The organism is Pedobacter suwonensis (assembly GCF_900111825.1).
Taxonomy (GTDB): domain Bacteria; phylum Bacteroidota; class Bacteroidia; order Sphingobacteriales; family Sphingobacteriaceae; genus Pedobacter; species Pedobacter suwonensis.
This window is the reverse complement of sequence record NZ_FOJM01000006.1, coordinates 65327-90320: the sequence shown is the minus strand read 5'-3', so window position 1 is coordinate 90320 and position 24994 is coordinate 65327. Positions and strand designations below refer to the sequence as shown.

Annotated in this window: 19 protein-coding genes; 5 read left to right on the top strand and 14 right to left on the bottom strand. The window is 39.1% G+C overall.

What is annotated here, in order from left to right; genetic code table 11:
* Positions 1–43: 43 nt before the first annotated feature.
* The gene (locus BM107_RS09180) at positions 44–436 is read right to left on the bottom strand and encodes a MerC domain-containing protein (protein WP_090982513.1); all 393 of its coding nucleotides are present in this window, start codon (positions 434–436) and stop codon (positions 44–46) included.
* Positions 437–522: 86 nt separating this feature from the next.
* Between BM107_RS09180 and BM107_RS09175 the strand changes: the two genes are divergently transcribed.
* Positions 523–1734 (top strand): GTP-binding protein, encoded by a 1212-nt coding sequence (locus BM107_RS09175; protein ID WP_090982511.1) that lies wholly within the window; start codon positions 523–525, stop codon positions 1732–1734.
* Between the two features lie 468 nt (positions 1735–2202).
* On the opposite strand, the gene tyrS is transcribed toward BM107_RS09175, so the two are convergent.
* Entirely contained in the window at positions 2203–3489 is a 1287-nt protein-coding gene (gene tyrS, locus BM107_RS09170; RefSeq protein ID WP_090982509.1) for a tyrosine--tRNA ligase, read from the bottom strand.
* A gap of 172 nt (positions 3490–3661) precedes the next feature.
* Here tyrS and BM107_RS09165 point away from each other — a divergent pair, with 172 nt between their 5' ends.
* The 4 genes from BM107_RS09165 to dapA all read left to right on the top strand — a co-directional run bounded on the left by BM107_RS09165 (position 3662) and on the right by dapA (position 9148).
* On the top strand, positions 3662–4336 hold the full coding sequence (locus BM107_RS09165) for an ACP phosphodiesterase (protein WP_090982507.1): 675 nt from the start codon (positions 3662–3664) through the stop codon (positions 4334–4336).
* A 37-nt stretch (positions 4337–4373) separates the two neighbouring features.
* Complete coding sequence (locus BM107_RS09160; protein ID WP_090982505.1) at positions 4374–5873, top strand: hypothetical protein; 1500 nt, start codon at positions 4374–4376, stop codon at positions 5871–5873.
* Between the two features lie 30 nt (positions 5874–5903).
* Positions 5904–7916, top strand: coding sequence for an NAD-dependent DNA ligase LigA (gene ligA, locus BM107_RS09155; RefSeq protein ID WP_090982503.1), 2013 nt, complete (start codon positions 5904–5906; stop codon positions 7914–7916).
* Positions 7917–8260: 344 nt separating this feature from the next.
* Positions 8261–9148 carry a 4-hydroxy-tetrahydrodipicolinate synthase gene (dapA, locus tag BM107_RS09150; RefSeq protein WP_090982501.1) on the top strand — a complete coding sequence of 296 codons (888 nt, stop codon included), beginning with the start codon at positions 8261–8263 and terminating at the stop codon, positions 9146–9148.
* A gap of 68 nt (positions 9149–9216) precedes the next feature.
* Here the strand turns inward: dapA and BM107_RS09145 are convergent, their stop codons facing one another.
* The 12 genes from BM107_RS09145 to BM107_RS09090 form a co-directional block, all read right to left on the bottom strand.
* Positions 9217–10386: an esterase gene (locus BM107_RS09145; RefSeq protein WP_090982870.1), complete on the bottom strand. Its 1170-nt coding sequence runs from the start codon at positions 10384–10386 to the stop codon at positions 9217–9219.
* 99 nt (positions 10387–10485) lie between these two features.
* Positions 10486–10662: a histone H1 gene (locus tag BM107_RS09140; RefSeq protein WP_090982499.1), complete on the bottom strand. Its 177-nt coding sequence runs from the start codon at positions 10660–10662 to the stop codon at positions 10486–10488.
* 254 nt (positions 10663–10916) lie between these two features.
* The gene (locus BM107_RS09135) at positions 10917–12158 is read right to left on the bottom strand and encodes an aminotransferase class I/II-fold pyridoxal phosphate-dependent enzyme (RefSeq protein ID WP_090982867.1); all 1242 of its coding nucleotides are present in this window, start codon (positions 12156–12158) and stop codon (positions 10917–10919) included.
* 165 nt (positions 12159–12323) lie between these two features.
* A complete protein-coding gene (ftsZ, locus tag BM107_RS09130) occupies positions 12324–13955 on the bottom strand; it encodes a cell division protein FtsZ (RefSeq protein ID WP_090982497.1) in 1632 nt (543 codons plus the stop codon).
* Positions 13956–14085: 130 nt separating this feature from the next.
* A complete protein-coding gene (ftsA, locus tag BM107_RS09125) occupies positions 14086–15444 on the bottom strand; it encodes a cell division protein FtsA (RefSeq protein WP_090982496.1) in 1359 nt (452 codons plus the stop codon).
* A 4-nt stretch (positions 15445–15448) separates the two neighbouring features.
* A complete protein-coding gene (locus BM107_RS09120; protein WP_090982494.1) occupies positions 15449–16654 on the bottom strand; it encodes a cell division protein FtsQ in 1206 nt (401 codons plus the stop codon).
* A complete protein-coding gene (gene murC / locus BM107_RS09115; RefSeq protein ID WP_090982492.1) occupies positions 16647–18002 on the bottom strand; it encodes a UDP-N-acetylmuramate--L-alanine ligase in 1356 nt (451 codons plus the stop codon). The genes BM107_RS09120 and murC overlap by 8 nt, the downstream gene beginning before the upstream one ends.
* A gap of 67 nt (positions 18003–18069) precedes the next feature.
* Positions 18070–19188: an undecaprenyldiphospho-muramoylpentapeptide beta-N-acetylglucosaminyltransferase gene (gene murG, locus BM107_RS09110; RefSeq protein ID WP_090982490.1), complete on the bottom strand. Its 1119-nt coding sequence runs from the start codon at positions 19186–19188 to the stop codon at positions 18070–18072.
* Between the two features lie 271 nt (positions 19189–19459).
* The gene (locus tag BM107_RS09105; protein WP_186462440.1) at positions 19460–20653 is read right to left on the bottom strand and encodes an FtsW/RodA/SpoVE family cell cycle protein; all 1194 of its coding nucleotides are present in this window, start codon (positions 20651–20653) and stop codon (positions 19460–19462) included.
* Between the two features lie 15 nt (positions 20654–20668).
* Entirely contained in the window at positions 20669–22057 is a 1389-nt protein-coding gene (gene murD / locus BM107_RS09100; protein ID WP_244278775.1) for a UDP-N-acetylmuramoyl-L-alanine--D-glutamate ligase, read from the bottom strand.
* 137 nt (positions 22058–22194) lie between these two features.
* Positions 22195–23442, bottom strand: coding sequence for a phospho-N-acetylmuramoyl-pentapeptide-transferase (mraY, locus tag BM107_RS09095; protein ID WP_090982488.1), 1248 nt, complete (start codon positions 23440–23442; stop codon positions 22195–22197).
* A complete protein-coding gene (locus BM107_RS09090; protein ID WP_090982486.1) occupies positions 23442–24899 on the bottom strand; it encodes a UDP-N-acetylmuramoyl-L-alanyl-D-glutamate--2,6-diaminopimelate ligase in 1458 nt (485 codons plus the stop codon). Before BM107_RS09090 ends, mraY begins: the two co-directional genes overlap by 1 nt.
* Between the last annotated feature and the right edge of the window lie 95 nt (positions 24900–24994).

The following is a 24994-nucleotide window of genomic DNA, read 5'->3' as shown; positions in this document are numbered from 1 at the left end:
ATGCGGTGATAAAGAAGATTTTATATTTCATTGGTATAATTGATTATCGATGCCCCAATGGATAGGATTTAAGCATTCGTAAATTAATGTAATGGGCAGCGGCGACGGTAAGGCCACCAATAGGGATTAAGACGGGTTCTAACAATTCAATACCCGAAAAATGCCCAAAAGCGATACAGGCAAAGCCGGTAATCAATACCAGAATTGGTGTTATGCGGCAATGCTGTTTGCGATATGCAGCACTTAAACTCCAAATACCAATGATCAGTGAAAATGCAATCATAGTAATCTCCACGGCTTCATTAGCTAAAAAACCCATGCCCCATAAAGGTAAAACGGTAATTAAAAACGGCAATGCAGCACAATGTATGGCACACAATGTTGAGGCTGTAATGCCGATACGGTCAAGGTTGATTTTGTAGCTCCTTTGTTTCATTCCATAAAAATTTATGGCCAAATATAAAAGCAATTTAGTTGCATTTGAAATAATACATATTATATTTGCAACATAATTGCATTAAAATGATAAAGAAATTACCCGTAACCGTATTAAGCGGTTTTTTAGGTAGCGGAAAGACAACGCTTCTTAACGCCATATTGAGAAACAAGCAGGATTTAAAGGTAGCCGTTATCGTAAATGATATGAGTGAGGTAAACGTTGACGCCGCTTTGGTTAAAAATCAGCACACCTTGTCTAAGATGGATGAGAAACTGGTAGAAATGAGCAATGGCTGTATCTGCTGCACCCTGCGCGAAGACCTGATGATTGAAGTAGAAAGATTGGCAAAAGAAAACCGGTTCGATTACCTGCTGATTGAAAGCACCGGAATATCCGAACCCATCCCGGTAGCGCAAACGTTTTCATTTATTGATGAAGCTTCAGGTATAGACCTCAGCAGATTTAGCCGGTTAGATACGATGGTAACGGTTGTGGACGCTTTTAACTTTTATCGGGATTTTGGTTCGGCAGACAAACTTACCGACCGGAAGATGGTGGATGACTTGGCAGACAAACGTACTATTGTAAACCTGCTTACCGACCAGATTGAGTTTGCCAATGTAATTTTATTAAATAAAACCGATCTGGTAAGCGACACCGACCTTAAAGTATTAAAGGCATTAATTGCAAAACTTAACCCAACGGCTAAAATATACCACACCCTTTTTGGAGAAATAAACCCGGCTTTAATTTTAAATACTGGTTTATTTGATTTTGAATCGGCATCAGATGGAGCTGGATGGAAAAAAGAACTGGAAGAAATCCATCAACCGGAAACTGAAGAATACGGGATAAGTTCGACTGTATTCCATTCTAAAAAACCTTTTCACCCTGAAAGGTTATGGCATTATCTTAACAAGGAATTTCCACAGAATATTATCCGTTCAAAGGGAATTTTCTATTTAGCGGCCATGCCAAACCAAGCTATTAATTTCTCGCAAGCAGGTGGCTCTTTACGCATCGATCTGGCTGGGGTTTGGTGGGCAAGTATGCAACAGCGTGAGCGTGAGCAATACGTGGACTACCTGGAAAACAAAATAGAAATTGATGCTGAATGGGATAAAGATTTTGGAGACCGTAAAAACGAACTGGTTTTTATCGGGCAGGAAATGGATAATGAAGAATTGAAAAAATCATTAAGTACCTGTTTGTTAAATGACAGTGAAATTAAAGATTACCAGACAGGTAATGGTTTTACGAACCCGTTTGAGAATGTACTCTTTCAACACGCATAAATATTCCTTAAAAGAATAAAATTATCAGTTTTATAATACAAAATGCTTTTTATTTGGTAAATTTGAGCTCCCAAACAACTATTCGTATTATGACATCGCCTAAAGAATTATCTGATGCTTTAAACTGCCCTCCCTGTAAAAAATGTAAGAATCCCGAAACCTACAGAATACCCAGGAGTTTTATATTTAAGACACTGATGCCATGGTTGCCCGTTAAACGTTATGTATGCTTTAAATGTTTAAATAAATTTCACGTATTTAATTAGCGATCTAACCGCCCCCCGGTTTGTATTACAAATAGCAACGGCATACTGAGATTGATGGTATTCAATTAATAATCAAAAACGTCTTAGTCGTTGTTATTAATTCAAGAGCAAAATGGCTTAACAGAAGCGCTCTGGGGCGAGTCGTCTTTTCAATTTAAATTCAAGCCCAATGAAATGAGGATTTTCATTGGGCTTGCAAATATTAGTCTGCGATTAAAAGGAAGTAGTTTCTTCTGCCTTTTTGTACCACAATAAATTGATCGTTGATCAAATGTTCAGTACTAAACACCTGCATTACATCCGCTACTTTTTCTTTATTTACAGAAACACCTCCGCCCTGGATCAGTTTCTTGGTTTCGCCTTTGGAAGGGAATACCTTGGTTTTTTCTGCAAGTAAAGTGGCTGCATCAATTCCTTCAGCTAAATCAGATTTGGATATATTAAACTGCGGAATGCCCTCAAACATTTCCAATACCTGATTTTCAGTTAATGTTTTTAAGAATTCTAACGAACCATTACCAAATAAAAACTCAGATGTTTTAATAGCGGCTTCCAAAGCTTCTACCGAGTGGGTTTTAACAGTAATATCCTCAGCCAAAGCTTTTTGAAGGATACGCAAATGTGGTGCAGCATCATGTTCCTTTTCCAAGGCTTCTATTTCTTCCTTATTTTTCAGCGTAAAAATCCGGATCCATTTTTTCACATCATCATCTGATGCATTTAACCAAAACTGGTAGAATTTATATGGAGAAGTTTTCTCCGGATCAAGCCAAACGGCACCGCTTTCGGTTTTACCAAACTTAGTTCCATCAGCTTTTTTAATTAATTGTGTAGTAATGGCATAAGCAGTTCCGCCATCTTTTCTTCTGATCAGCTCTGTACCGGTAACAATGTTTCCCCACTGATCAGATCCGCCCATTTGCACCAGACAGTTTTCGTTTTTCCACAAGTGATAGAAATCGTACCCTTGAATCAATTGGTAACAAAATTCGGTAAAAGACAGGCCTGAATCGCCTTCCAAACGTCTTTTTACGCTATCTTTCGCCATCATGTAATTTACGGTAATGTGTTTACCTACATCCCTGATAAAAGTAAAAAGGTTCATATCCTTAAACCAATCAGCATTGTTAACCATTACGGCACCATTTCCGCCTTCTTCAAATTTTAAGAATTTAGCCAATTGCTTTTTCATCCCTTTCAGGTTATGCTCAATCATCTCAGGTGTTTGAAGATTACGTTCATCAGATTTACCGGATGGATCGCCCACCATACCGGTAGCACCACCAACCAAAGCAAATGGCTTGTGCCCGGCATTTTGAAAATGAATCAGTGTCATGATCTGTGTTAAGTGGCCAACATGCAACGAATCTGCAGTAGGATCGAAACCGATATAACCAGAAGTCATACCTTCGTTTAACTTTTCCTCCGTATTCGGCATAATATCATGCAGCATGCCACGCCATCTTAACTCTTCAACAAAATTCGTCATTGTACAAACACTTTAATAATGTGCGTGCAAAGATAAAATTTTAGCTTAGTTTAAAGCAAATTAGTTGGTTTTGTAAACGAGTTATCGCAACTGATTTTTTGCAGCACCGTATCCTGACCAACATTTTACTATCTGCTCTTTACAAGCCTGCCGGAAAACATTACCTTGCGAAATGAACTTTTTATCCCATTATTATTTCGACCGGACAAGTGATGATGCCTATGTGGTAATGGGAACGGTTTTACCTGATCTGATTAAAAATGCTTCAAAAGAAGCAAATTTATATCCACAGAAAAATGAATTCCTGTTTAAAGGCAATCCTGACGAAGAAAGCCTGCTTATGGGCTGGAAAAGGCATTTAGCGGTCGACCTGCTCTTTCATTCTTCTGCCTTTTTCCTGGAGAAAACCACCGCACTTAAGCAACTCATTAAGCCGATTGTAGAAGACACAGCAGTGCGCCCATCTTTTCTTGCCCATATAGGCCTGGAGTTATTGCTAGACCATTTACTGGTTGAACAGAACCTCATCCAGGTAAACCATTTTTATGATAAGCTTGAAAAGGTAAAAAAAGATTCATTAAGCGATTTTCTGGAACACTGTAAACTAAAAAATCCGGAAATATTTTTTGGTTTTTTAACAAAATTCATCAGCAGTAAATACCTGTTGAGTTATCAAAAACTTGAGAATATCAGTTATGCCCTAAACAGAATCTGTATGCGTGTTTGGCCAGAAACATTAAGTGAAAGGCAGTTAAATCTGCTCACTTTAGAACTGGGCATTTTCAAAGCGGTTTTACAAAAAGATTTTATGGAGATTTTTGAGGAGATTGAGAAAAAACTGATTTGATTATTTTGATATATTTGGAAAAAACCAAATAATTTAAATGAAAAATAAACTAATGTTCTCCTTACTGCTCATCTTTGTGCAGTTCAACGCCTTTACCCAACAGCAGATTAACGTTATTAAAAAACCAACATGGAATGTCAGAGCATCTTATGATAGTAGGTATGGCTCGAAAGTGGACTTATCGGGTAATTCCGTTGCCATGATTGTTGATGTTCCCAAAGCTGACTTCGCTGTAGTTACCGTTGATGATAAATTAACTCAAAAATGGATAACAGAACTATCAGGTTTTCCAATGGCCATCGGAAAGTTTAAAAATAATATTATGGTTATTGCTGCAGCAGATCGCAGTTATTTCAAAAGTTTTTCCAATCAGTTCAAAGCCTATCTTTTAGAGGAAAAAACGGGGAAAATGATCTCAGAAAAGATCATTTATGATGGAAGTAAGGATTTTGTAGAAATGCCTGAATTCTTTTTTTCTGAAGACGGCGCTTATTTTAAGATGGCGACGAGATTAACTAGCTTAAAACGCAAGGTTCACATCGGATTACCTGTTGTAGGCTTCTTCACCGCATTGAAAATGGACAAAGACTTTAACGAATCTCAAAGTTATACGGTAATAGATTTTAATGATAGGCTGGAACAAATACAAAAAATGGAACCGGATATGCCAGATGGAGATACCTGGAAAGCATCTTGCGGTGATGACGGGAGCTTTATCATCAGTACGGTAGATGCTTCAAAAGGTAAATGTAATGTGGCTATTTACCTGAGCAGCAACCCCAGCCCACTCAAAACTGTGAGTATTCCTGTTGATGCTATTAACCAGGATGATGTTTCGTCAATTACCTTTGCAAGTAGTAAAAAGCCATTAATCAGTTATATTGGAATATTTTATAAAAATACCAATAAGGAACGAGCTACTTTAATTGCTAGAATCGATTTTAATAATGGAAGCTTTACCTCAACTAAGGAAGTATTTGATAAGGCACATATTAAGGAACTACAAAAATCTTTTGTACCAGCCAATAAGAAATTCGACAACCTTGATTTTTCCGATATTAAGTATTTAAACATCAGACATATTTCAGAATACAACAATACACTTCTGGTAACTATTTCTCCAAAATACAGTGTTTCAAGCAGCCATGGCTCCTTTACATCCGAAGGATCAGTATTGATGAATGCATATGACGCACAGATGAAACCGCTTTATCACCAATTTCTACCGCGCACCTACTTAAGCCGTAGTATGGGAGAAGGCTCGGATGTGGCATTCGACCAAACACAAAATACGCTTCGCATCCTGGCCAATCAATCAGATGGAGGTTCTGTTGCTACCATTTATGCTGAAATGGATTTAGGATCGGGTACAATCAACAAGATCAATCTAATCCCAAAAGATGATATCAAAAGTTCTTACTATGCCAATACAGAATCAATTAGCTGGTTAAATAATAGCTTCGTTATTCCATTTGTTGAGCGCATGGGGCTTTTTAGCAAGAAAGTAGACTTACAGCTTTTACAACTAAAATATTAATCACGCAACTCCTTTTTCTATATTTGCCTTATGTCGCTAACTGCAATAAAAGAAGAAATGGATGCCCTGGTGGCCGAATTAAACCAGCATAATTATAACTACTATGTGCTGGCTATGCCTACCATCGGCGATTATGAGTTTGATAAAAAATTAAAGCACCTCGCTGAGCTTGAACAGGCAAATCCTGATTTGGCGGATCCGAATTCGCCCACCCAGCGGGTTGGTGGCGATATCACCAAAAATTTCGTTACGGTAAAACACAAATACCCCATGTTGTCTTTGGGGAATACCTATAACGAACAAGATCTCCGCGATTTTGATGAGCGCATCCGCAAGGCCATTGGCGATAATTTCCAATATGTATGTGAATTAAAGTTTGATGGCCTGTCCATCAGCCTTACTTACGAAAATGGCAAACTTTTACGTGCGGTTACCCGTGGCGACGGAACTCAAGGTGATGACGTAACCAATAATGTAAAAACCATTCATACTATTCCACATCAAATCAAATCAGCGGTGGCACCTGAACATTTCGAAATCCGTGGGGAAATTTTTATGCACAAAGCGGCTTTTTTACGCTTAAATGCTTACCGGGAAGAACTTGGTGAAATCCCTTACGCCAATCCACGGAACTTTGCCTCTGGAACGATTAAAATGCAGGATAGCAAGGAAGTAGCCAAACGGCCTTTAGATGGCTTTATCTACTTCTTGTACACCGATAAAAATGAATTTAAAACTCACTGGGATAGCTTAAATGCTGTAAAAGAATGGGGCTTTCATGTTTGCGAACACAATAAACTGGTCCCAGATATTGATGCAGTGCTTGACTTTATCCATCATTGGGAAAACGAACGTTTTAAACTGAGTTATGATATTGACGGCATTGTAATTAAGGTAAACAGTTACGCACAACAACAGGAATTGGGTTTTACTTCCAAATCTCCACGTTGGGCTATTTCATATAAGTATAAAGCCGCAGAGGTTGAGACGGTTCTGGAAAAAGTAACCTATCAGGTGGGCAGAACCGGAGCGGTTACACCTGTTGCCAACCTGAAACCCGTTTTGCTGGCCGGAACTACCGTTAAACGTGCTACTTTGCATAACGCTAACGAGATAGAACGTTTGGATCTGCACGAAGGTGATACCGTTTATGTTGAAAAAGGTGGCGAAATTATCCCCAAAATCATCAAGGTAAATTTAGCTAAACGTTTGTATGGGGCAGCAAAAATACACTACCTGGATAAATGCCCTGAATGTGGAACGGAACTGATCAGAAAAGAAGGAGAAGCAGTACACTATTGTCCGAATGATGAAGGCTGTCCGCCGCAGATTGTTGGAAAAATCCAGCACTTTATTTCGCGCAAAGCCATGAATATTGATGGACTCGGTGACGAAACGATCGAAACTTTTTACAGGCATGGTCTCGTAAGGCACATTAGTGATTTATATACCCTACATGAAAAATCAGATCAGCTTAAAACCTTAGACCGTTTCGGAGAACGTTCAATCGAAAACATGCTCAAGGGTATCGAAAAATCGAAGGAAATGCCCTTCGAAAAGGTGCTTTTTGGCTTGGGCATCCGTTATGTTGGTGAAACTGTAGCAAGAAAAACTGCTGCTGGTGTAAAAAATATCGACAACCTCATTAAGGCTTCGGTAGAGGAATTAATTGCCATTGATGAGATCGGACAACGCATTGCAGAGAGCATTGTTGAGTATTTTGAAAAAGAAGCGCACTTAAAGCAGGTTGAATTATTAAAATCAGCAGGATTGCAGTTTGAAATTGAAGAAAAGATAATTACGCTGGCCAGTGATAGACTTATTGGAAAAACATTCGTAATTTCGGGCGTTTTTGAAAACTTTAGCCGTGATGAGCTCAAAGATATGATTGAAGCCAATGGCGGAAAGATGCTGAGCGGCATTTCAGGGAAATTGAATTACCTGGTAGCAGGCGATAACATGGGTCCATCTAAATTGGAAAAAGCGAACAAACTAAACATTCCCATCATCAGCGACGCTGAGCTATTGGAAATGATAAAATAAAATTGACCATAAGGTTTGATTTACGAATTGGAAAATGCAGGAATGCAGGTTTTACGGCAATTAAAACTTCCCGTATATACCGGGGGTATTAACTAACTGTAATTATAGGATTGATATTTTAGCAGGGCAAAAAATTGTGGTAGAAATTAAAGCAGTAAGCTTTAAATGAGATACATCCGGCACAAACCATTACCTATTTAAAATTATCAGATTGTAAATCAATTTTAAGGTGGCAAACATAAAAGATGGAATTAAGCGGGTAATAAATGGCTATTTATAACCCAAAATAAAAACACTTCGTTCCTTTGCGGCTTCGTGATTGGAGAATAATAATTAAATATATAATGAACAAATTTCAGGGTACTGGTGTAGCGTTGGTTACGCCTTTCAACACAGATGGATCAGTTGATTATAATGGCTTAAAAAACCTGATTAATCATTTGACAGAAGGAGGGATAGATTACCTCGTTTCTTTAGGTACAACCGGCGAAACCGCTACAATGACCAAGGACGAGAAGAAGAAGGTGTGGGCCTATACTGCTGAAATTAACAATAACAGGTTACCATTGGTTGCTGGTATTGGCGGAAATGATACGTTAGCTGTTGCTGAAGACATTAAATCATTTGATACTGCGGGTTATAGCGCTATTTTATCCGTGAGTCCTTATTACAACAAACCTACTCAGGAAGGCATTTATCAGCACTATAAACATTTGGCTGAAATTTCTCCTTTAGATTTAATCTTATACAATGTACCAGGGCGTACGGGAAGTAATATGAGTCCGGAAACCACATGCAGACTGGCTCACGATTTTAAAAACATTATTGCAACTAAAGAAGCGTCAGGAAGTTTTGATCAATTTAACCAGATTATGAGAGACAAGCCTGCAGATTTTCTTTTAATTTCAGGAGATGATCCGGTTACTTTGCCGATGATCGCATTAGGTGCTGCAGGTATTATTTCAGTGATCGGAAACGCTTTACCTAAGCAATTTTCTGATATGGTAAACCTTTGTTTAGCCGGCGACTACAGAACAGCCCTGCCTGCTCATTTAGCGTTAATAGAATTCACCCGTTTGGCTTTTGCAGAAGGTAATCCGGCTGGGATAAAAGCGGCACTAAGACATTTAGGTGTTTGTGGCGATACGGTTAGGTTACCATTGGTTAAAGCTTCTTCAATGTTAGAAAAAGCAATTAATGCTGAACTTGATAAAATAAATCAAACGGTTTAATCGCATAATCAGATGAGCAAAAAGGCTTTCAAATTTAAAATTTGAAGGCCTTTTTACTTTGATAGGAATTATTTAAACAACATCGGTATAAATTCTGATAAGTAGTCCCTCCAGTTAACCCAGGTATGCCCACCTTCACTTTCTTTATAATCATATTTGAGGCCGATTCCATCGAGCTTCTTTCTGAACTCACTTACAGTTTTATATAAGAAATCCGTTTTGCCTATCGCAATCCAATATAAGTCGTAGCCATTTTTCTTTTGCGCTTCAAGCTTCAGATCCAAATCTTTGTAGATAGCATTTACTGCACTAGCCGGCGGCAATATCGCCGGAGAAAATAAACCGACATAACCAAAAGTTTTAGGATAATTGGCCGATATATAGAGGGAGTGAAATCCTCCCATTGATAAACCCGCAATGGCCCGATCATGCTGCTCTTTACCAGTACGATAGTTTTTCTCTGTAAAATCGATAATTTCTTTAAAATAGGATTCCATATCACCATTAAAAACATCGGGCGTCATCATAATTGGTTTATAGAGTCCTTTTGATGATTCTCCCGGTGCAGCGGTGTTACTGGTGTGGCCATTAGCCATTACCACAATCATCGGCCTGGCCTTACCGGAAGCGATGAGGTTATCTAAAATCTGAGAAGCTCTGCCGAGTTGCATCCAGGCTTCTTCATCTCCCCCAACGCCATGTAAGAGGTATAAAACAGGATAACGTCCTTTTGACGCCTCATAACCCGGAGGTGTATAAACAGTAAGTCGGCGACTCGTTTTGAGCCCAGCAGATTGATACCAACGTTTTGCCACTGTTCCATGCGGTACATCTTTAACCGTATATAAATCTGCCTTGCCATTTCCCACTAAGAACACATTGACAACAGATGATACATCTCTGATCAGATAAACATTGTTTGGATCCCGGATCTTCAAACCATCAACAATAAAACTGTAGCTATAAAGTTCTGAGGGTAAAACCACCGATGTATATGACCAAACACTATCTGTTCCTAATTTCATTTCCTGCGTGGGCGGCATGTTTCCGTTCGAAACCAAAAAATCCCCCTGTATTTCTACCTTCCTGGCATTTGGTGCTTTAAGCCGAAAAGTTACGGTACCATCAGTATTCATCTGCGGTGATATAATTTCTTTCTGACGGCCAAAATTTAAATTTTCCTGGGCATACATCAATTGCGTACAACCAAGCAACACTAGTAGAATGATTTTTTTCATGGTAAGGATAAGGGAATCGGGATGATCATTTTGTCTATTAAAAACAATGGCCTCTTCACATAAAGAGGCCACCTGGAATAATATCTATTTTAAAATCGATTACGCTTTGTTTTTGGTTTCCTGAACTTCTAAACGGATGGCCTGAGCTAAGTTTTTAAGATCCTGCATCCCCTTACGTACACGGGTTCCTGCTGCGCTATTGCCCTTGTTATAAAATTTGTCTGCATCAGCTTCTAAAGCCGCCACTAAACTTTTTACCTCTTCGAATTTTTTCATTTTTTGATTACTCCTATGTTTTTTTAAAGTTTTAGATTTAATTATCTAATTTAAAGGGTTTAACGAAATAAAAAAATTTTAGAAGAATAAAAAGATGCCCCCCTAAATCGTTTTTTTCCACAATTGGTAGGTTTATAAACACCGAATTTGACAACAAAACAAACAAATAGCTGATAAACAAACAATTACAAAAAAACACATAAAAAAAGCCCTTTAAAACATGTTTAAAGGGCTTTGTAAAATTTCTATTGATTTTAAGCAGTAGCGAAAAGATTCTCTTTATAATAACCGTTTTCTAACTTTTCAGCAACCTCGCTGAAAGCGTCTAGTGTACGTTGAACATCTTCCAGTGTATGTACAGCTGTTGGAATTAAACGTAACTCGATCATTCCTTTAGGAATAACCGGGTACACTACGATTGAACAGAATATACTATAATTTTCACGTAAATCGAAGGTAATCGCTGTAGCATCAGATAATTCACCCTTTAAGAAAACCGGTGTCACAACAGAATTGGTCACTCCTAAATCAAAACCACGTTCACGAAGCCCTTTTTGTAAAGTCGTAGCAATTTCCCATAACTTATCTTTAAGTTCTGGTTTGCTTTTCAATAACTCTAAACGTTTTAATAATCCAATTACCATTGGCATAGGTAAGGCTTTCGCAAAAGTTTGCGAACGCATATTGTACCTTAAGAAATTGGTAATTTCTTCTGTTGAAGCTACAAAAGCACCGATACCTGCCATGGATTTAGCAAATGTACCAAAGTAAACATCTATGCCATCAATGCAATCTTGTGCCTCATGTGTACCTGCACCAGTTTTACCCATGGTACCAAAACCATGTGCATCATCAACCAGGATACGGAATTCAAAATCATTTTTAAGGTCAACGATCTCTTTTAATTTACCCTGAGCCCCGCTCATTCCGAAAACACCTTCAGTAATTAAAAGAATACCACCGCCAGATTCTTTCGTTAATTTGGTAGCACGCTCTAATTGTTTACGTGCACTGTCAATATCATTGTGCTTATAAACAAATCTTTTACCCATATGCAAACGAAGACCGTCAATAATACAGGCATGCGATTCAGCGTCGTAAACAATTACATCATTACGATCAACCAGGGTATCAATAATTGATACCATTCCCTGATAACCATAATTTAATAAAAATGCATCTGGCTTACCAACAAAGGCGGCTAGTTCCTGCTCCAACTGCTCGTGGAATTTAGAATTTCCACTCATCATACGGGCGCCCATAGGGTAAGCCATACCATATTGAGCTGCAGCTTCTTCATCTGCTTTTCGAACTTCCGGGTGATTGGCTAAGCCTAAATAATTATTTAAGCTCCAAACCAAATGCTCTTTTCCTTTAAATTGCATGTGAGGTGCAATTTCTCCCTCTAATTTTGGAAACGAGAAATACCCATGAGACCATTTCTGGTGTTGGCCAAGTGGCCCCATGTGCTTTGCGATTTTATCAAATATATCCAATGTATTACCTGTTTTTAATATAAATTTTGCGAATTTAAGCTTTATTAGTCTTAAAATCAACTTAGCGAACTTTTAGGCACTAATTAAGACCTGTTTTTATGCTCCAATAGTATGCCAAAAAAGCCCCGATGTTACAACGGGGCTTTAAATTATATTTGGTTGGTTTTAATCAACGTTATCGTGCAGAAAAGAATTATTTGGTCTGATCTCTGTACCACCATCCTGATCGTTGCTTAATGTAAACCTGCTTACCTGTGATTCAGAAGAATGCTGAACCTGCTGTAATTGCATTTGTTTGCGTTTATAGGCTGGTTCGTTTTCAAGCTCCTGTAAACCATTTGTTGTACGCAATTTCATGCTCAGATCTTTAAGACGTAAAATACGTTCTTTAGATTTTCTCAATTGCTCTTCCATTGACTCATCATTCTTGTCATCGTCTACGCCAACAACCGGCATTTCGATTTCCGGTTCAGGCTGTGGCATGGGAGCTGCTTTTGCTACTGGTGTTTCAAACACAAAATTGGTTTCAGCCAATTTAACCTCGAACTCAAACCCGGTCTCTTTCGCTTCTTCTACCTGGGGCTCTTCTTCAATTAAAGTATGGCGAACAATATGATTTTCCGGCTCCTGAACTTTTTGAGGCTCAGATTTGCTGAACATACCGCCAAAAAGATCTGCCTGCGAAACTTCTTCCCTGGTTTTTAAAACAGGCTCATAAGATGGCGCTGCTTTAGGCTGGATGAACGAGTTTACCGGCTCAACAGGGCGAATAAGCGGTGCTTCTTCTGGTGTTAAAAGTGATATTTTCTTTTTATTTTTTTCTTCTTTTACGCGTTCTTCAGATGTTTGGAAACCTGTTGCAATAATGGTTACAGAAAGTTTATCACCTAAAGATTCATCTGTACAGTTACCCCAAATTAAATCTGCTGATAAACCGGCTTTTTCCTGAATATAATCGGTAATGATCGAAACCTCATCCATCGTTACCTCACGCAAACCAGAACTGATGTTCAATAAAATATAACGGGCCCCTTCAATTTCATTATCTTTTAACAATGGAGAAGCCAAAGCACCTTCTACAGCCTGTAATGCACGGTCATCACCCTCAGCGGCAAAACTACCCATGATGGCCACACCGCTATCTTTCATTACGGTACGCACATCTTTAAAATCCACGTTGATATATCCCGGAACCGTAATAATTTCTGCGATGCCTTTTGCAGCTGTTGTTAAAATATCATCGGCTTGGCCAAAGGCAGAACCCAGGGTTAAGTTTCCAAATATTTCACGCAAGCGGTCGTTAGAGATGACCAGGTAAGAATCTACATATTTTTTCAACTCTTCCATTCCCTCATCGGCTTGCAATCTACGTCTTTTTCCTTCGAAAGAAAATGGTGTAGTAATGATGGCAACAGTTAAAATGTCAAGTTCTTTTGCTGCTTTCGCAATGATTGGTGAAGCGCCTGTTCCGGTACCACCGCCCATTCCGGCTGTAATGAAAAGCATTTTGGTGGTATTGCCTAACATGGCTTTGATATCATCTATATTTTCTATAGCTGAATTTTTACCAACTTCAGGAATAGAACCAGCTCCCATTCCTTCGGTTAAGCTAGCACCCAATTGCACCTTATTAGGTATAGGGCTGGATTCGAGCGCCTGGGCATCGGTATTACAAATAATAAAATCTACACCAGTAATACCAGACAGGTACATATGGTTCACTGCGTTGCCGCCACCACCTCCAACACCAATAACCTTGATGATTGAAGATTTATCTTTTAACATTTCGAACTGCATATCTTTATGAATCAGTTGTTTAAAAATTTTTAAATTCTGTTCATTACTCCATGTAATATTAACACTTTTTCAACAGACGTTTTCCACAAGTGTTAAGAATGTGGAAAACTCTTCTTTTGTTGAAAAATAATTAGCTTTTCAGGTAATCTTCATCGCTCACATTCATATCATCCTGAATGAAAGTCCTTGTTTTCGCCAGTAATTTATCAAACAATCCTGGTCCACGTTTTTCTTTTTCTTTGGCAGTTTTTGGCTTTTCTACAAAAACACCCGGCTGTTTCATTTCTTCCATCAGTTCTTCAGCTTTCTGAATTCCTTTGATCAGCAAACCTACACTTGTTGCATACATCGGACTTTTCAGATCATCGTAAATGGCTTTAGGCATATCCTCATATTTAGATAAATGCTCGTTCGGGTAACCGATACGGCAATCTAAACCCGTTACATATTCAACAGCCTGAGATAAATGTTTTAGTAAAGCACCACCACCGGTAATCACAATACCACCAATCAGTTTTTTCTCATATCCTGAAGACTTGATCTCGTAGTATACGTGTTCTATAATTTCTTCCATACGTGCCTGGATAACGTAGGCCAGGTTTTTAACCGAAATTTCTTTTGGTTCGCGGCCACGTAAACCTGGTACGCAGATAATTTCGTTCTCTTTATTCTCTTCAGCCAATGCCGAACCAAAACGCGTTTTAAGCAACTCAGCCTGATTACGCATTACAGAACAACCTTCTCTAATATCTTCGGTAACACTGTTACCACCAAAAGGGATAACCGCGGTGTGGCGGATAATACCTTCGTGAAAAATAGCAATATCCGTAGTACCACCACCAATATCAACCAATGCAATACCAGCTTCTTTTTCTTCCTCGCTCAACACCGATTCAGATGAAGCCAATGGCTCAAGAATTAAATCCTGGGTTTGCAATCCTGCATTATTTACACATTTGATGATATTTTTTACGGCCGTAACCTGACCAGAAATAATATGGAAGTTAGCTTCAAGACGAACTCCCGCCATACCGATCGGATCTTTGATTCCCGGCTCGTTATCAATGGTAAATTCCTGCGGCAATACATGAATGATCTCCTCACCCGGAGGCATTACCAGCTTAAACATATCATCAATCAACTTATCGATATCCTTTTTACCGATTTCATTGTTTAGTTCTCTTCTTGTTAAAATACCTCTATGCTGTAAGCTTTTAATGTGCTGACCAGCAATACCCACATTTACCACCTGTATCTCTACATTGGATTGTCCGCTTGCCACTTCAACAGCCTGAGTAATTCCCTGTACTGTTTTTTGAATGTTAGAAACCACCCCACGCGTTACCCCCGCCGATTCTGCCTTGCCTATTCCTAAAATTTCTATCTTACCGTGCTGCGTTCTACGGCCAACGATAACACAAATTTTTGTAGTACCGATATCCAATCCTACTACAATTGGCGACTGACTGGTAAATTTTGCCTTGTCCATATTGTTAATTTTGCTGAGTTTTATACTGTTTTTCTAGGGCTTTGATTTCTTTCTCTCTTGCTTCTATTTCTTTTTTCAATTGAGCCGCGGATTTTGCCGGCTTTGGTAATGTTGTTACCGTTTGCTTCGGTTTTTCTTTTTTATCTGCAGATTTCGTATCCTTTGGTTTTGTGGCTGAAGTAACCACTGGCTTTGTCGATGCTGTTTTAACCGGAGTTGTTTTTTTCGGCTCTGCTTTTTTAGGCTCAGTTTTTTTTTCTACAACCTTTTTTGGTTCAACCTTTCGAACTTCTGTTTTTTTCGGTTCATCGGCCTCCGGACGATCATCCATAGCGGCAACAATTGTACTTCTGATTAATGAGTCGGTTACACTTCGTTGTATCCTCAAACTATCTGCTGCAGAAATTGTTTTAGCTTTTTTTGCCAATTCTGTCGAATCTCTTCTTTCGCAAACAATCTGGTTGGTATACTTGATGTTAATGGTCCGATAAGTGTCCCATCCTACCTGGGGCATTGCCTTTTTATAAAACAACAGCAGGTTTGTCATTTTCTTTTCAAGCGAATCGGCATTGCCAAGAATAATCCGCTGATTGCCTACTCTTGGTATCAGTTCGATATCGTTTTTTTGATCAACTACAATCTGCTCAATCTGCGAATCCCAGAGCGTATCTTTTTTAATAAACTGCGCAGTTTTATATAAATCTCTTGCCAGTTGTGTACGCAATGTATCTACCCTACTCCCAAAAATTTCGGTAATATGTCCTGTTGCGACCAGCACATTCGCAGTAAAGTTTGATGAAATAGGCATTTTCAGTCCGTCGTTATCAATGTAAAAATCCTGCCCGTTTTCGTTCAATATGCGAAGGATAGGCTGACGCTGTTTTACTTCAATATGCAATACCCCATCCATATCTACATATACTTTCGCAAAACCAATGTAAGGGTTAGACTGCAGTTTTTTTTCGATATTATGAATGTTGATGTTTTCGAGGTTACGGCCTAACAGCACACCCTGATCTTCTTTCAAAATCGCATCAATCTCTTCACGTTCAATGAAATTATCTGCTCCGGGAATCAGAATCTTAACATCTTTGCATTTAACCGTCTGTTTCTTCACATTGATAAAACTCAAAAGCACCACCACCCCTGCCAGGCTGATCAGCCAGGCAAAGCCAGTAAAAATTGTGCTCCAGTTTATCCGTTTAAGCATTGTTCAAAGTATTTTTTAGGGGTTCGATAATAGTGTCTATGTCTCCCGCACCTACTGTCAAAATTAATTCAGGTTTTGTATCCCTAACATACTGGACTACAAAATCTTTTCCGCATACCTGTTTATCTGCCAGCGTGATTTTATCCAGTAAAAACTGTGCATTTATCCCTTCAATTGGTAATTCTCTTGCGGGGTAAATTTCCAATAGCATCAGTTCATCAGCAGTACTCAAAACTTTTGCAAATTCATCTGCAAAATCCCGTGTCCTGGTGAACAGGTGCGGCTGGAAAATTACGGTTAGCTTTTTATCAGGATATAATTGCCTTACCGCATCAAAACAAGCCCTAAGTTCTTCGGGATGATGTGCATAATCATCAATATAAATCTGATTACTATTATTTACAATGTATTCAAAGCGGCGTTTAACACCCTTAAAATTTGCAACAGCCTGTTTTATCTTTTCAGCATCAATGCCCAACTGTAAGGCAATGGCAATAGCAACCGTTGTATTTTCTACATTGTGCTTACCTGGAAGCATTAAACTGATATCGTTTATGCTTTGGGCACCACCGGTATAATCAAAAAGAAATTTCGAACCTTCTACCCTTAGATTTTCTGCCTTTTCTACTGCCGTTGAACTTGCTGCATAGCTGATGCTTTCCTCCAGCGGCAATCCTTCATGCGCATAAAGTGTACCTTCTGCTTTCAGCTGGCCAGCAAACAAGCGAAAGGATTCTTCAAGATGGCTTTTATCGCCATAAATATCCAAATGATCGGCATCCATCGAAGTAACCACAGCTATGTCAGGATGAAGGGTGAGAAATGAGCGATCGTACTCATCAGCCTCTACCACTACCACATTGTTTTTTCCGAAAAGCACATTACTATTGTAGTTACTGGTTATGCCGCCTAAAAAAGCAGTACAATCGTAACCGGTATCTTTTAAAACATGAGCAACGATAGATGAAGTTGTAGTTTTACCATGCGTGCCGGCGATAGCAATACAGAACATTCCCTTACTGATGATACCTAAAACTTCTGAACGTTTTTTTAGTGTAAAACCTCTTTCTATAAAGTGATTTAAAATCTTCGAATCTTTTGGAATTGCTGGTGTATACACAACAAGGGTATCATCCTGATGATCTGAAAATTCATTAGGCAATGCAGAAATTTCATCAAGAAAGGTAATTAAGATCCCTTCCTGCGTTAAGGTTTCAGTAAGTTTGGTCTGGGTTTTATCATAACCACAAACCACCTGTCCGCGTTTAGCAAAATAACGGGCAAGCGCACTCATGCCGATACCACCGATACCTACAAAGAAAACCCTATTTATTTTACTTAATTCCATTATTTTTTTAGATTTGAGATGGGAGATTTAAGACACTAGACAAATAGTCTGATCTCATATCCAACATCTAGTTTCTCACATCTTTATTAATCAATTTCAATACTTCATTCGCAATTATTTCGTCGGCTTCCGGCAATGCCATTTTTCCTATGTTTTCTGCCAGCTGTTCGCTTTGTTCTTTATTATTTAAAAGTTCAAGTGCCGCTTTTACCAGAGTATCTTCGGCTGAGCGATCGTTAATGAGTACTGCAGCTCCATTTTTAACCAGGGCCATTGCATTTTTGGTCTGATGGTCTTCAGCAACATTTGGCGAAGGCACCAGAATCACTGGCTTTTTGATCAAACAAAGTTCTGCTATTGTCCCTGCTCCGGCACGGCTGATGATCACATCGGCGGCGGCATAAGCCAAATCCATTTTATTTAAAAACTCCAGGATCCGGACGTTTGGGTGGTAATCGGGGCCCAATCTTTCCATAATCCCTTTATAGTAATACTTACCGGTTTGCCAGATCACCTGCACATCTTGTGCAATAATTTCAGGCAAGTGTTTTTCAATTGCCTTATTTAATGTTCCTGCGCCTAAACTTCCACCAGTAACCATAATGGTCTTTTTTAGTGGGTCTAGTTTTAATAGTTCAGCTCCTGCATGGTGTTTTCCTTTAATATCAACCACTTGCTGACGGACAGGATTTCCTGTTTTTAAAATCCGGTCAGCTGGAAAAAACTGGTCCATTTCATCAAAAGCGACACAGATTTTCGAAGCCTTTTTACCTAACCACTTATTGGTTACCCCCGCGTAAGAATTCTGTTCCTGTATGAGATAAGGAATTCCTTTTAATGATGATGCATACAACAGGGGTCCAGAAGCATAACCACCAACGCCTACTACTGCATCGGGTTTAAAATCATTAATAATCTGCAGGGCTTTCCGCACGCTACCAATAACCTTTAGCGGAAGCGCCAGGTTTTTGATAATCGAGCCGCGTTGTATGCCACTAATATCCAATCCTATAATTTTATAGCCGGCAGCAGGAACTTTTTCCATTTCCATTCGGCCTATCGCACCCACAAATAAGATTTCACAGGTTGGCACCATACGTTTTAGCGCATTGGCTATGGCTACGGCGGGAAAAATGTGCCCGCCGGTGCCACCACCTGATATGATAATTTTTGGGGAATTATTCATTTTAATTGTTTATCTATTTTCTTAACCGCAAAGTGCACTAAGTTTTCAGCAAAGCACATTAAGTTTTTTACCACAGAGTACACTGCGGGCATCAAGCTTTATTTTAACCGCAAAGCACGCAAAGTTTTTCGCAAAGCACTCTAAGTTTACTTTTACTACTGAGAACATTAAGCTTATTTTTGAATCACAAATTTTTCTTAGTGTTTCTCTGTGCCTTACTCTCTGTTCTCTCTGTGGTTAATTTATTTTAACACCTTTTAATAACGATCAACTATGCCATTGCTGGTATTTCACCAATTATTACTTTATTTTTCACTTTATCTTTATCTTCTTTTGTTGCTGCATTGGCATTTTCTTCTACGTCGCGGCTTACACTCAGAATAATACCAAACGCCACACTGGTAAAAATCATCGAGGTACCCCCCATACTTACCAGCGGCAATGGAACCCCGGTTACCGGCCCTAAACCAACTGCTACCGCCATGTTTGCAAAGGCCTGAATGGTCAGACTAAAACTTAATCCGGCGGCCAGCAGCGCACCAAAAGCCTTTGGTGCCCGGGTTACGATCTTGATACATCGGTATAAAAGCACCAGGTATAGTATCATGATAACAATTCCTCCCACAGTCCCCCATTCTTCAATAATAATGGCGAAAATAAAATCGGAATATGGGTGTGGCAGGAAATTGCGTTGCGTACTATTACCTGGTCCTTTACCAAAAACACCACCAGTAGCCAGGGCAATTTTTGCCTGATCTGCCTGGAAAGTTTTATCTGAATGCTGCATTTCAGGATGCATAAACGTATTGATACGCGACATGTAGGTTTTTCGCCTCGGCCCTAAAAAGAAAACGAACAATAGCAGCACAAAACCTCCTGCACAAACAATAGCGATCTGTTTAATACTGATCCTACCGATAATCAGCAGCAATATACTTACACCAAAAAGCATTAAAGCTGTAGATAAATTGGCCAGTGCAATTAGAACAAAAACCACACAAACCGACCCCATAATTGGTATAAATGACTCTTTAACGTCTTTAATATTTTCTTGTTTTTTGGTCAGCATCCGGGCCAAAAAGGTAATCAATGCCAGCTTGGCTAAATCGGAAGTTTGAAAGGTTAACCCAATTACCGGTATTTTAACCCACCTCGAAGCATCGTTTAAGTTCGTACCAAAAATTAAGGTGTAAAACAGCAAAGGAATGGTTACAATCATTAACACCTTTGAAATACCTGCATAATAGCGATAGTCAAGCAGGTGGGCGATGTAAATCATACCTATGCCCAGCAAAACGAAAATAAGGTGTTTGGTAAGCAAAAGTTTCTCTACAGCTTCTCCTTTTTTATAAGCCAAAGTACCCGTTGCGCTATACACTGCCATTACAGATATAAGCGAAAGCAGGATGATGATCAGCCAGATCCATCTATCTCCTTTTGTTTTATTAAGTAGTGCCTGCAACATATATTGAGCCTCCTATTATAATTCTCTTACTGCCGCCTTAAACTGGTTACCACGGTCTTCATAATTTTTAAACAAATCAAAACTTGCACATGCTGGCGATAGCAATACGGCATCGCCACGTTTTGCCAGATGGAAAGCAATCTGGGCAGCTTCTTCTGCAGAAAAAGTATTGACAATAATATCTACATCATCCTCAAAAGCATCATGAATACGTTTATTGTCTTTACCCAGGCAAACAATGGCTTTCACCTTAGTTTTAACCAGATCCTTAAGCATATTGTAATCGTTCCCTTTATCAACACCGCCCATAATCAGCACCACATCGCTCGTCATACTTTCTAAAGCATACCAGGTAGAGTTTACATTGGTGGCTTTACTATCGTTGATAAAATCGATCCCCGAAATTTTGGCAACATGCTCTAACCTGTGCTCAATATTCTTGAAATTACCCATGCTCTCGCGGATGGACTCATTTCGTAATTCTAAAACTTTCGACACAATGCCTGAGGCCATAGAATTGTAAATGTTGTGCTTGCCCTGTAAGGCTAAATCTGAAATAGACATGGTTAGTTGGTTATTAGGTTCTGTAAGGATGTGTAAAGTATTATCTTCTAAATAAGCGCCCCTTTCAACTGGTTTAACAATCGAAAAAGGATAGGTTCTGGCAAGTGGTTTAGTAATTGCCATGGCTTTCAGGCTTTCCTGGTCATCTGCACAATAAATGAAAACGTCATTTGCAGTCTGGTTTTGAATGATGCGCATTTTTGATGCAGCGTAATTCTCCAGCTTGTAATCGTAGCGATCCAAATGATCGGGTGTAATATTTAATAAAACAGCAATATCTGCCTTGAACTCGAACATATCGTCAAGCATAAAACTCGATATTTCCAGCACATAATATTCATAGTCTTCTGTGGCTACCTGCGCGGCAAAACTCTGCCCGATGTTACCAGCCAAACCTACATTTAAGCCCGCATTTTTTAAGATATGATAGGTTAACAGGCTTGTAGTTGATTTACCATTAGACCCTGTAATGCAAATGGTTTTGGCGTTGGTATATCTGTTGGCAAACTCAATTTCTGAAATTACCGGAATACCCCGGGCAACCAGTTTTTTAACGATAGGTACTGTTGGCGGGATACCAGGACTTTTAATGACTTCCGTTGCATTCAGAATCAATTCTTCGGTATGCTTTTCAGATTCGAAGGGCACGCCAAGCTTTTCTAGTGCAGCTTTGTATTTATCGGTTATGATACCAAAATCCGAAACGAATACGTCGAAACCTTTGGTTTGTGCCAGCTTTGCTGCACCTACCCCACTTTCGCCGGCACCAAGAATAACCACACGGCCCTGCCCGGTCATTGCTGACTTAGTATTGCTTGATGTGATGTTATTCGTGTTCATTGTTTTATATTTTTGTATTAAGTAATTAGTATCAGGTATCAAGACACTACTATTACACTTTTATTTATTTTTTATTTTTTATTTTTACTGATCTACTTAAACCTTACACCATCCACCTTTAAACCTTCCACCTTGAATTACCTCAATTTCAATGTTACGATGGTCATAATTGCAAGCATGATCCCGATAATCCAGAAACGGGTTACAATTTTAGCTTCATGATATCCCTTTTTCTGGTAGTGGTGATGCAAAGGCGACATCAGAAAAATCCTGCGGCCTTCTCCAAATTTCTTCTTGGTATATTTGAAGTAAGAAACCTGCATAATCACCGAAACCAGTTCTACCAGGAATATTCCGCATAAAATCGGGATTAAAAGCTCCTTACGGATCATCAGTGCAAAAGCGGCTATGATTCCCCCGATGGCCAAACTTCCGGTATCGCCCATAAAAATCTGGGCAGGATAAGAGTTGTACCAAAGGAAACCCACACATGCACCAACAAATGCTCCCGCAAAAATCATCAGCTCTGCCGAGTTCGGGATATACATAATATTCAGGTAATCGGCCATGATCGTATTACCCGATACATAAGCCAAAATTCCCAGTGTAATACCAATTACAGCAGAAGTACCCGTGGCGAGCCCGTCAATACCGTCGGTAATATTGGCTCCATTTGAAACTGCGGTAATGATAAATACGGTGAACACGAGGAATATGATAAAAGCATATTTCTGATAATCACCTCCTAAAAACTTTAATACCTTGGCATAATCGAACTCGTTATTTTTATAAAAAGGCATGTTGGTTTTGGTTGATTTTACATCCTGCGTATAGTAAAATGTCTCGCCTTTCTGGCGCAATACCATCGGAACCGTAGAAGTGCTTTTAACATTATCCTGAACAGTTTCTCTCACCACGATATTGGGATGAAAATACATGGTTATGCCAACAATTAAGCCCAAACCTACCTGACCAACCACTTTAAAACGACCAGCTAGACCTTCTTTGTTTTTCTTAAATACTTTGATATAGTCATCTAAAAAGCCTATTGCGCCCATCCATATTGTGGTAATTACCATCAGGATGACATAAATATTGGCAATATTGGCAAAAAGTAATGTTGGAATAAGAATACCCAGCAAAATGATGATTCCACCCATTGTTGGAGTGCCTTGTTTCTGCATTTGGCCTTCCAAGCCTAAATTCCTAACCGTTTCGCCCACCTGTTTTTTATGTAAAAAATCAATAAGCCTCCGGCCATATACCGTAGTGATGATCAGCGATAAAATGATGGAAATAGAAGCCCGGAAAGTGATGTACTGAAACAACCTTAACCCAGGTATATCATAATGCTTATGCAGGTATTCGAATAATAAATATAACATTAGCTGATTGGTTTTAATTGTTCAAGTAAAATTTCTTTATCATCAAAATGGTTCCTTACCCCATTAATTTCCTGGTATTTCTCATGCCCTTTACCCGCAACAAGAATAATATCTCCTGGCTTCGCTAAATGACAGGCTGTTTTAATCGCTTCTTTTCTATCTAAAATGGACAATGTTTTACGCTTATTTGTCGGCGAAACACCTGCTTCCATATCATGGATAATGGCTTGAGCATCCTCTGTACGTGGATTATCAGATGTGAGAATCACCTTATTACTCCAGTCGCAGGCCACCTGGGCCATAATCGGCCTTTTGGTTTTGTCACGATCTCCACCGCAACCAATTACAGTAATTACCTGTTCGGTTCCTTTACGGATATTAGCAATGGTACTTAATACGTTCTGAACGGCATCCGGAGTATGTGCATAATCTACAATACCAATAATGTTATCAGCAGAAGTGATATAATCAAACCTTCCTTCTGCACCTGATAAACGACTCAACATCGTGAGCACCCTTAATTTATCCTGTTCTAATAAAATCGCAGTTCCGTAAACGGCCAATAGATTATAGGCATTAAAAGAGCCTACCAATTTAAAATAAACATCTTCGTTATCGATATCCAAATGCAAACCACTGAACTGGTTTTCGATAATTTTAGCCTTAAAATCTGCCAGCTGCTTCAGCGCATAAGTCTTTTTATGTGCTTTGGTATTCTGTAGCATCACCATGCCATTTTTATCATCGATATTGGTCAGCGCAAATGCCGATTTAGGCAGCATATCAAAAAATGCTTTTTTGGCTTTCAGGTAGGCATCAAAAGTTTTATGAAAATCTAAATGGTCATGTGTTAAATTCGAAAACACCCCCCCGGAGAAAGTTAATCCTTCTATCCGGTGCTGGGACACGGCATGCGAACTTACTTCCATGAAACAATAATCGCAGCCTGCCTTTACCATATCCCTTAACAGCTGGTTTAAGGCAATCGGGTTTGGCGTAGTGTGCGTAGCAGGCACTACCGTATCATTGATGTAATTCTCTACCGTAGATAAAAGCCCGGTTTTATAACCCAGATCTTTAAATAATTTAAAAAGAATGGTCGCAATGGTCGTTTTTCCGTTCGTTCCGGTAATACCAATCAGTTTTAAATCTGCTGATGGATTTCCAAAATAATTACCGGCCATAATCCCCAGGGCAACCGATGTATTTTCAACCTTGATATAAGTCACCGTAAAATCGTCGATTTCCGGTAAATTTTCACAGATAATTACGCCTGCGCCCTGCTGAACGGTCTGCTCAATAAACTGGTGCCCATCAGTAAGGGTACCTACCATCGCAAAAAAGATATCATCTTTACCTACCTTACGCGAATCGAAATTCAGCGCATTGATCTGCCGATCGGTTTTACCAACCAATTCTTTAATCGTTACACCGTAAAGTAAATCTTGTAATTGCATTTTTTTTATTTTTAGTATCAAGCAGTGAGTATCAAGTAGCAAGGCATATACCTTAAACCTTCCATCCTAAACCCTACGCCTTAAACCCTAAACCT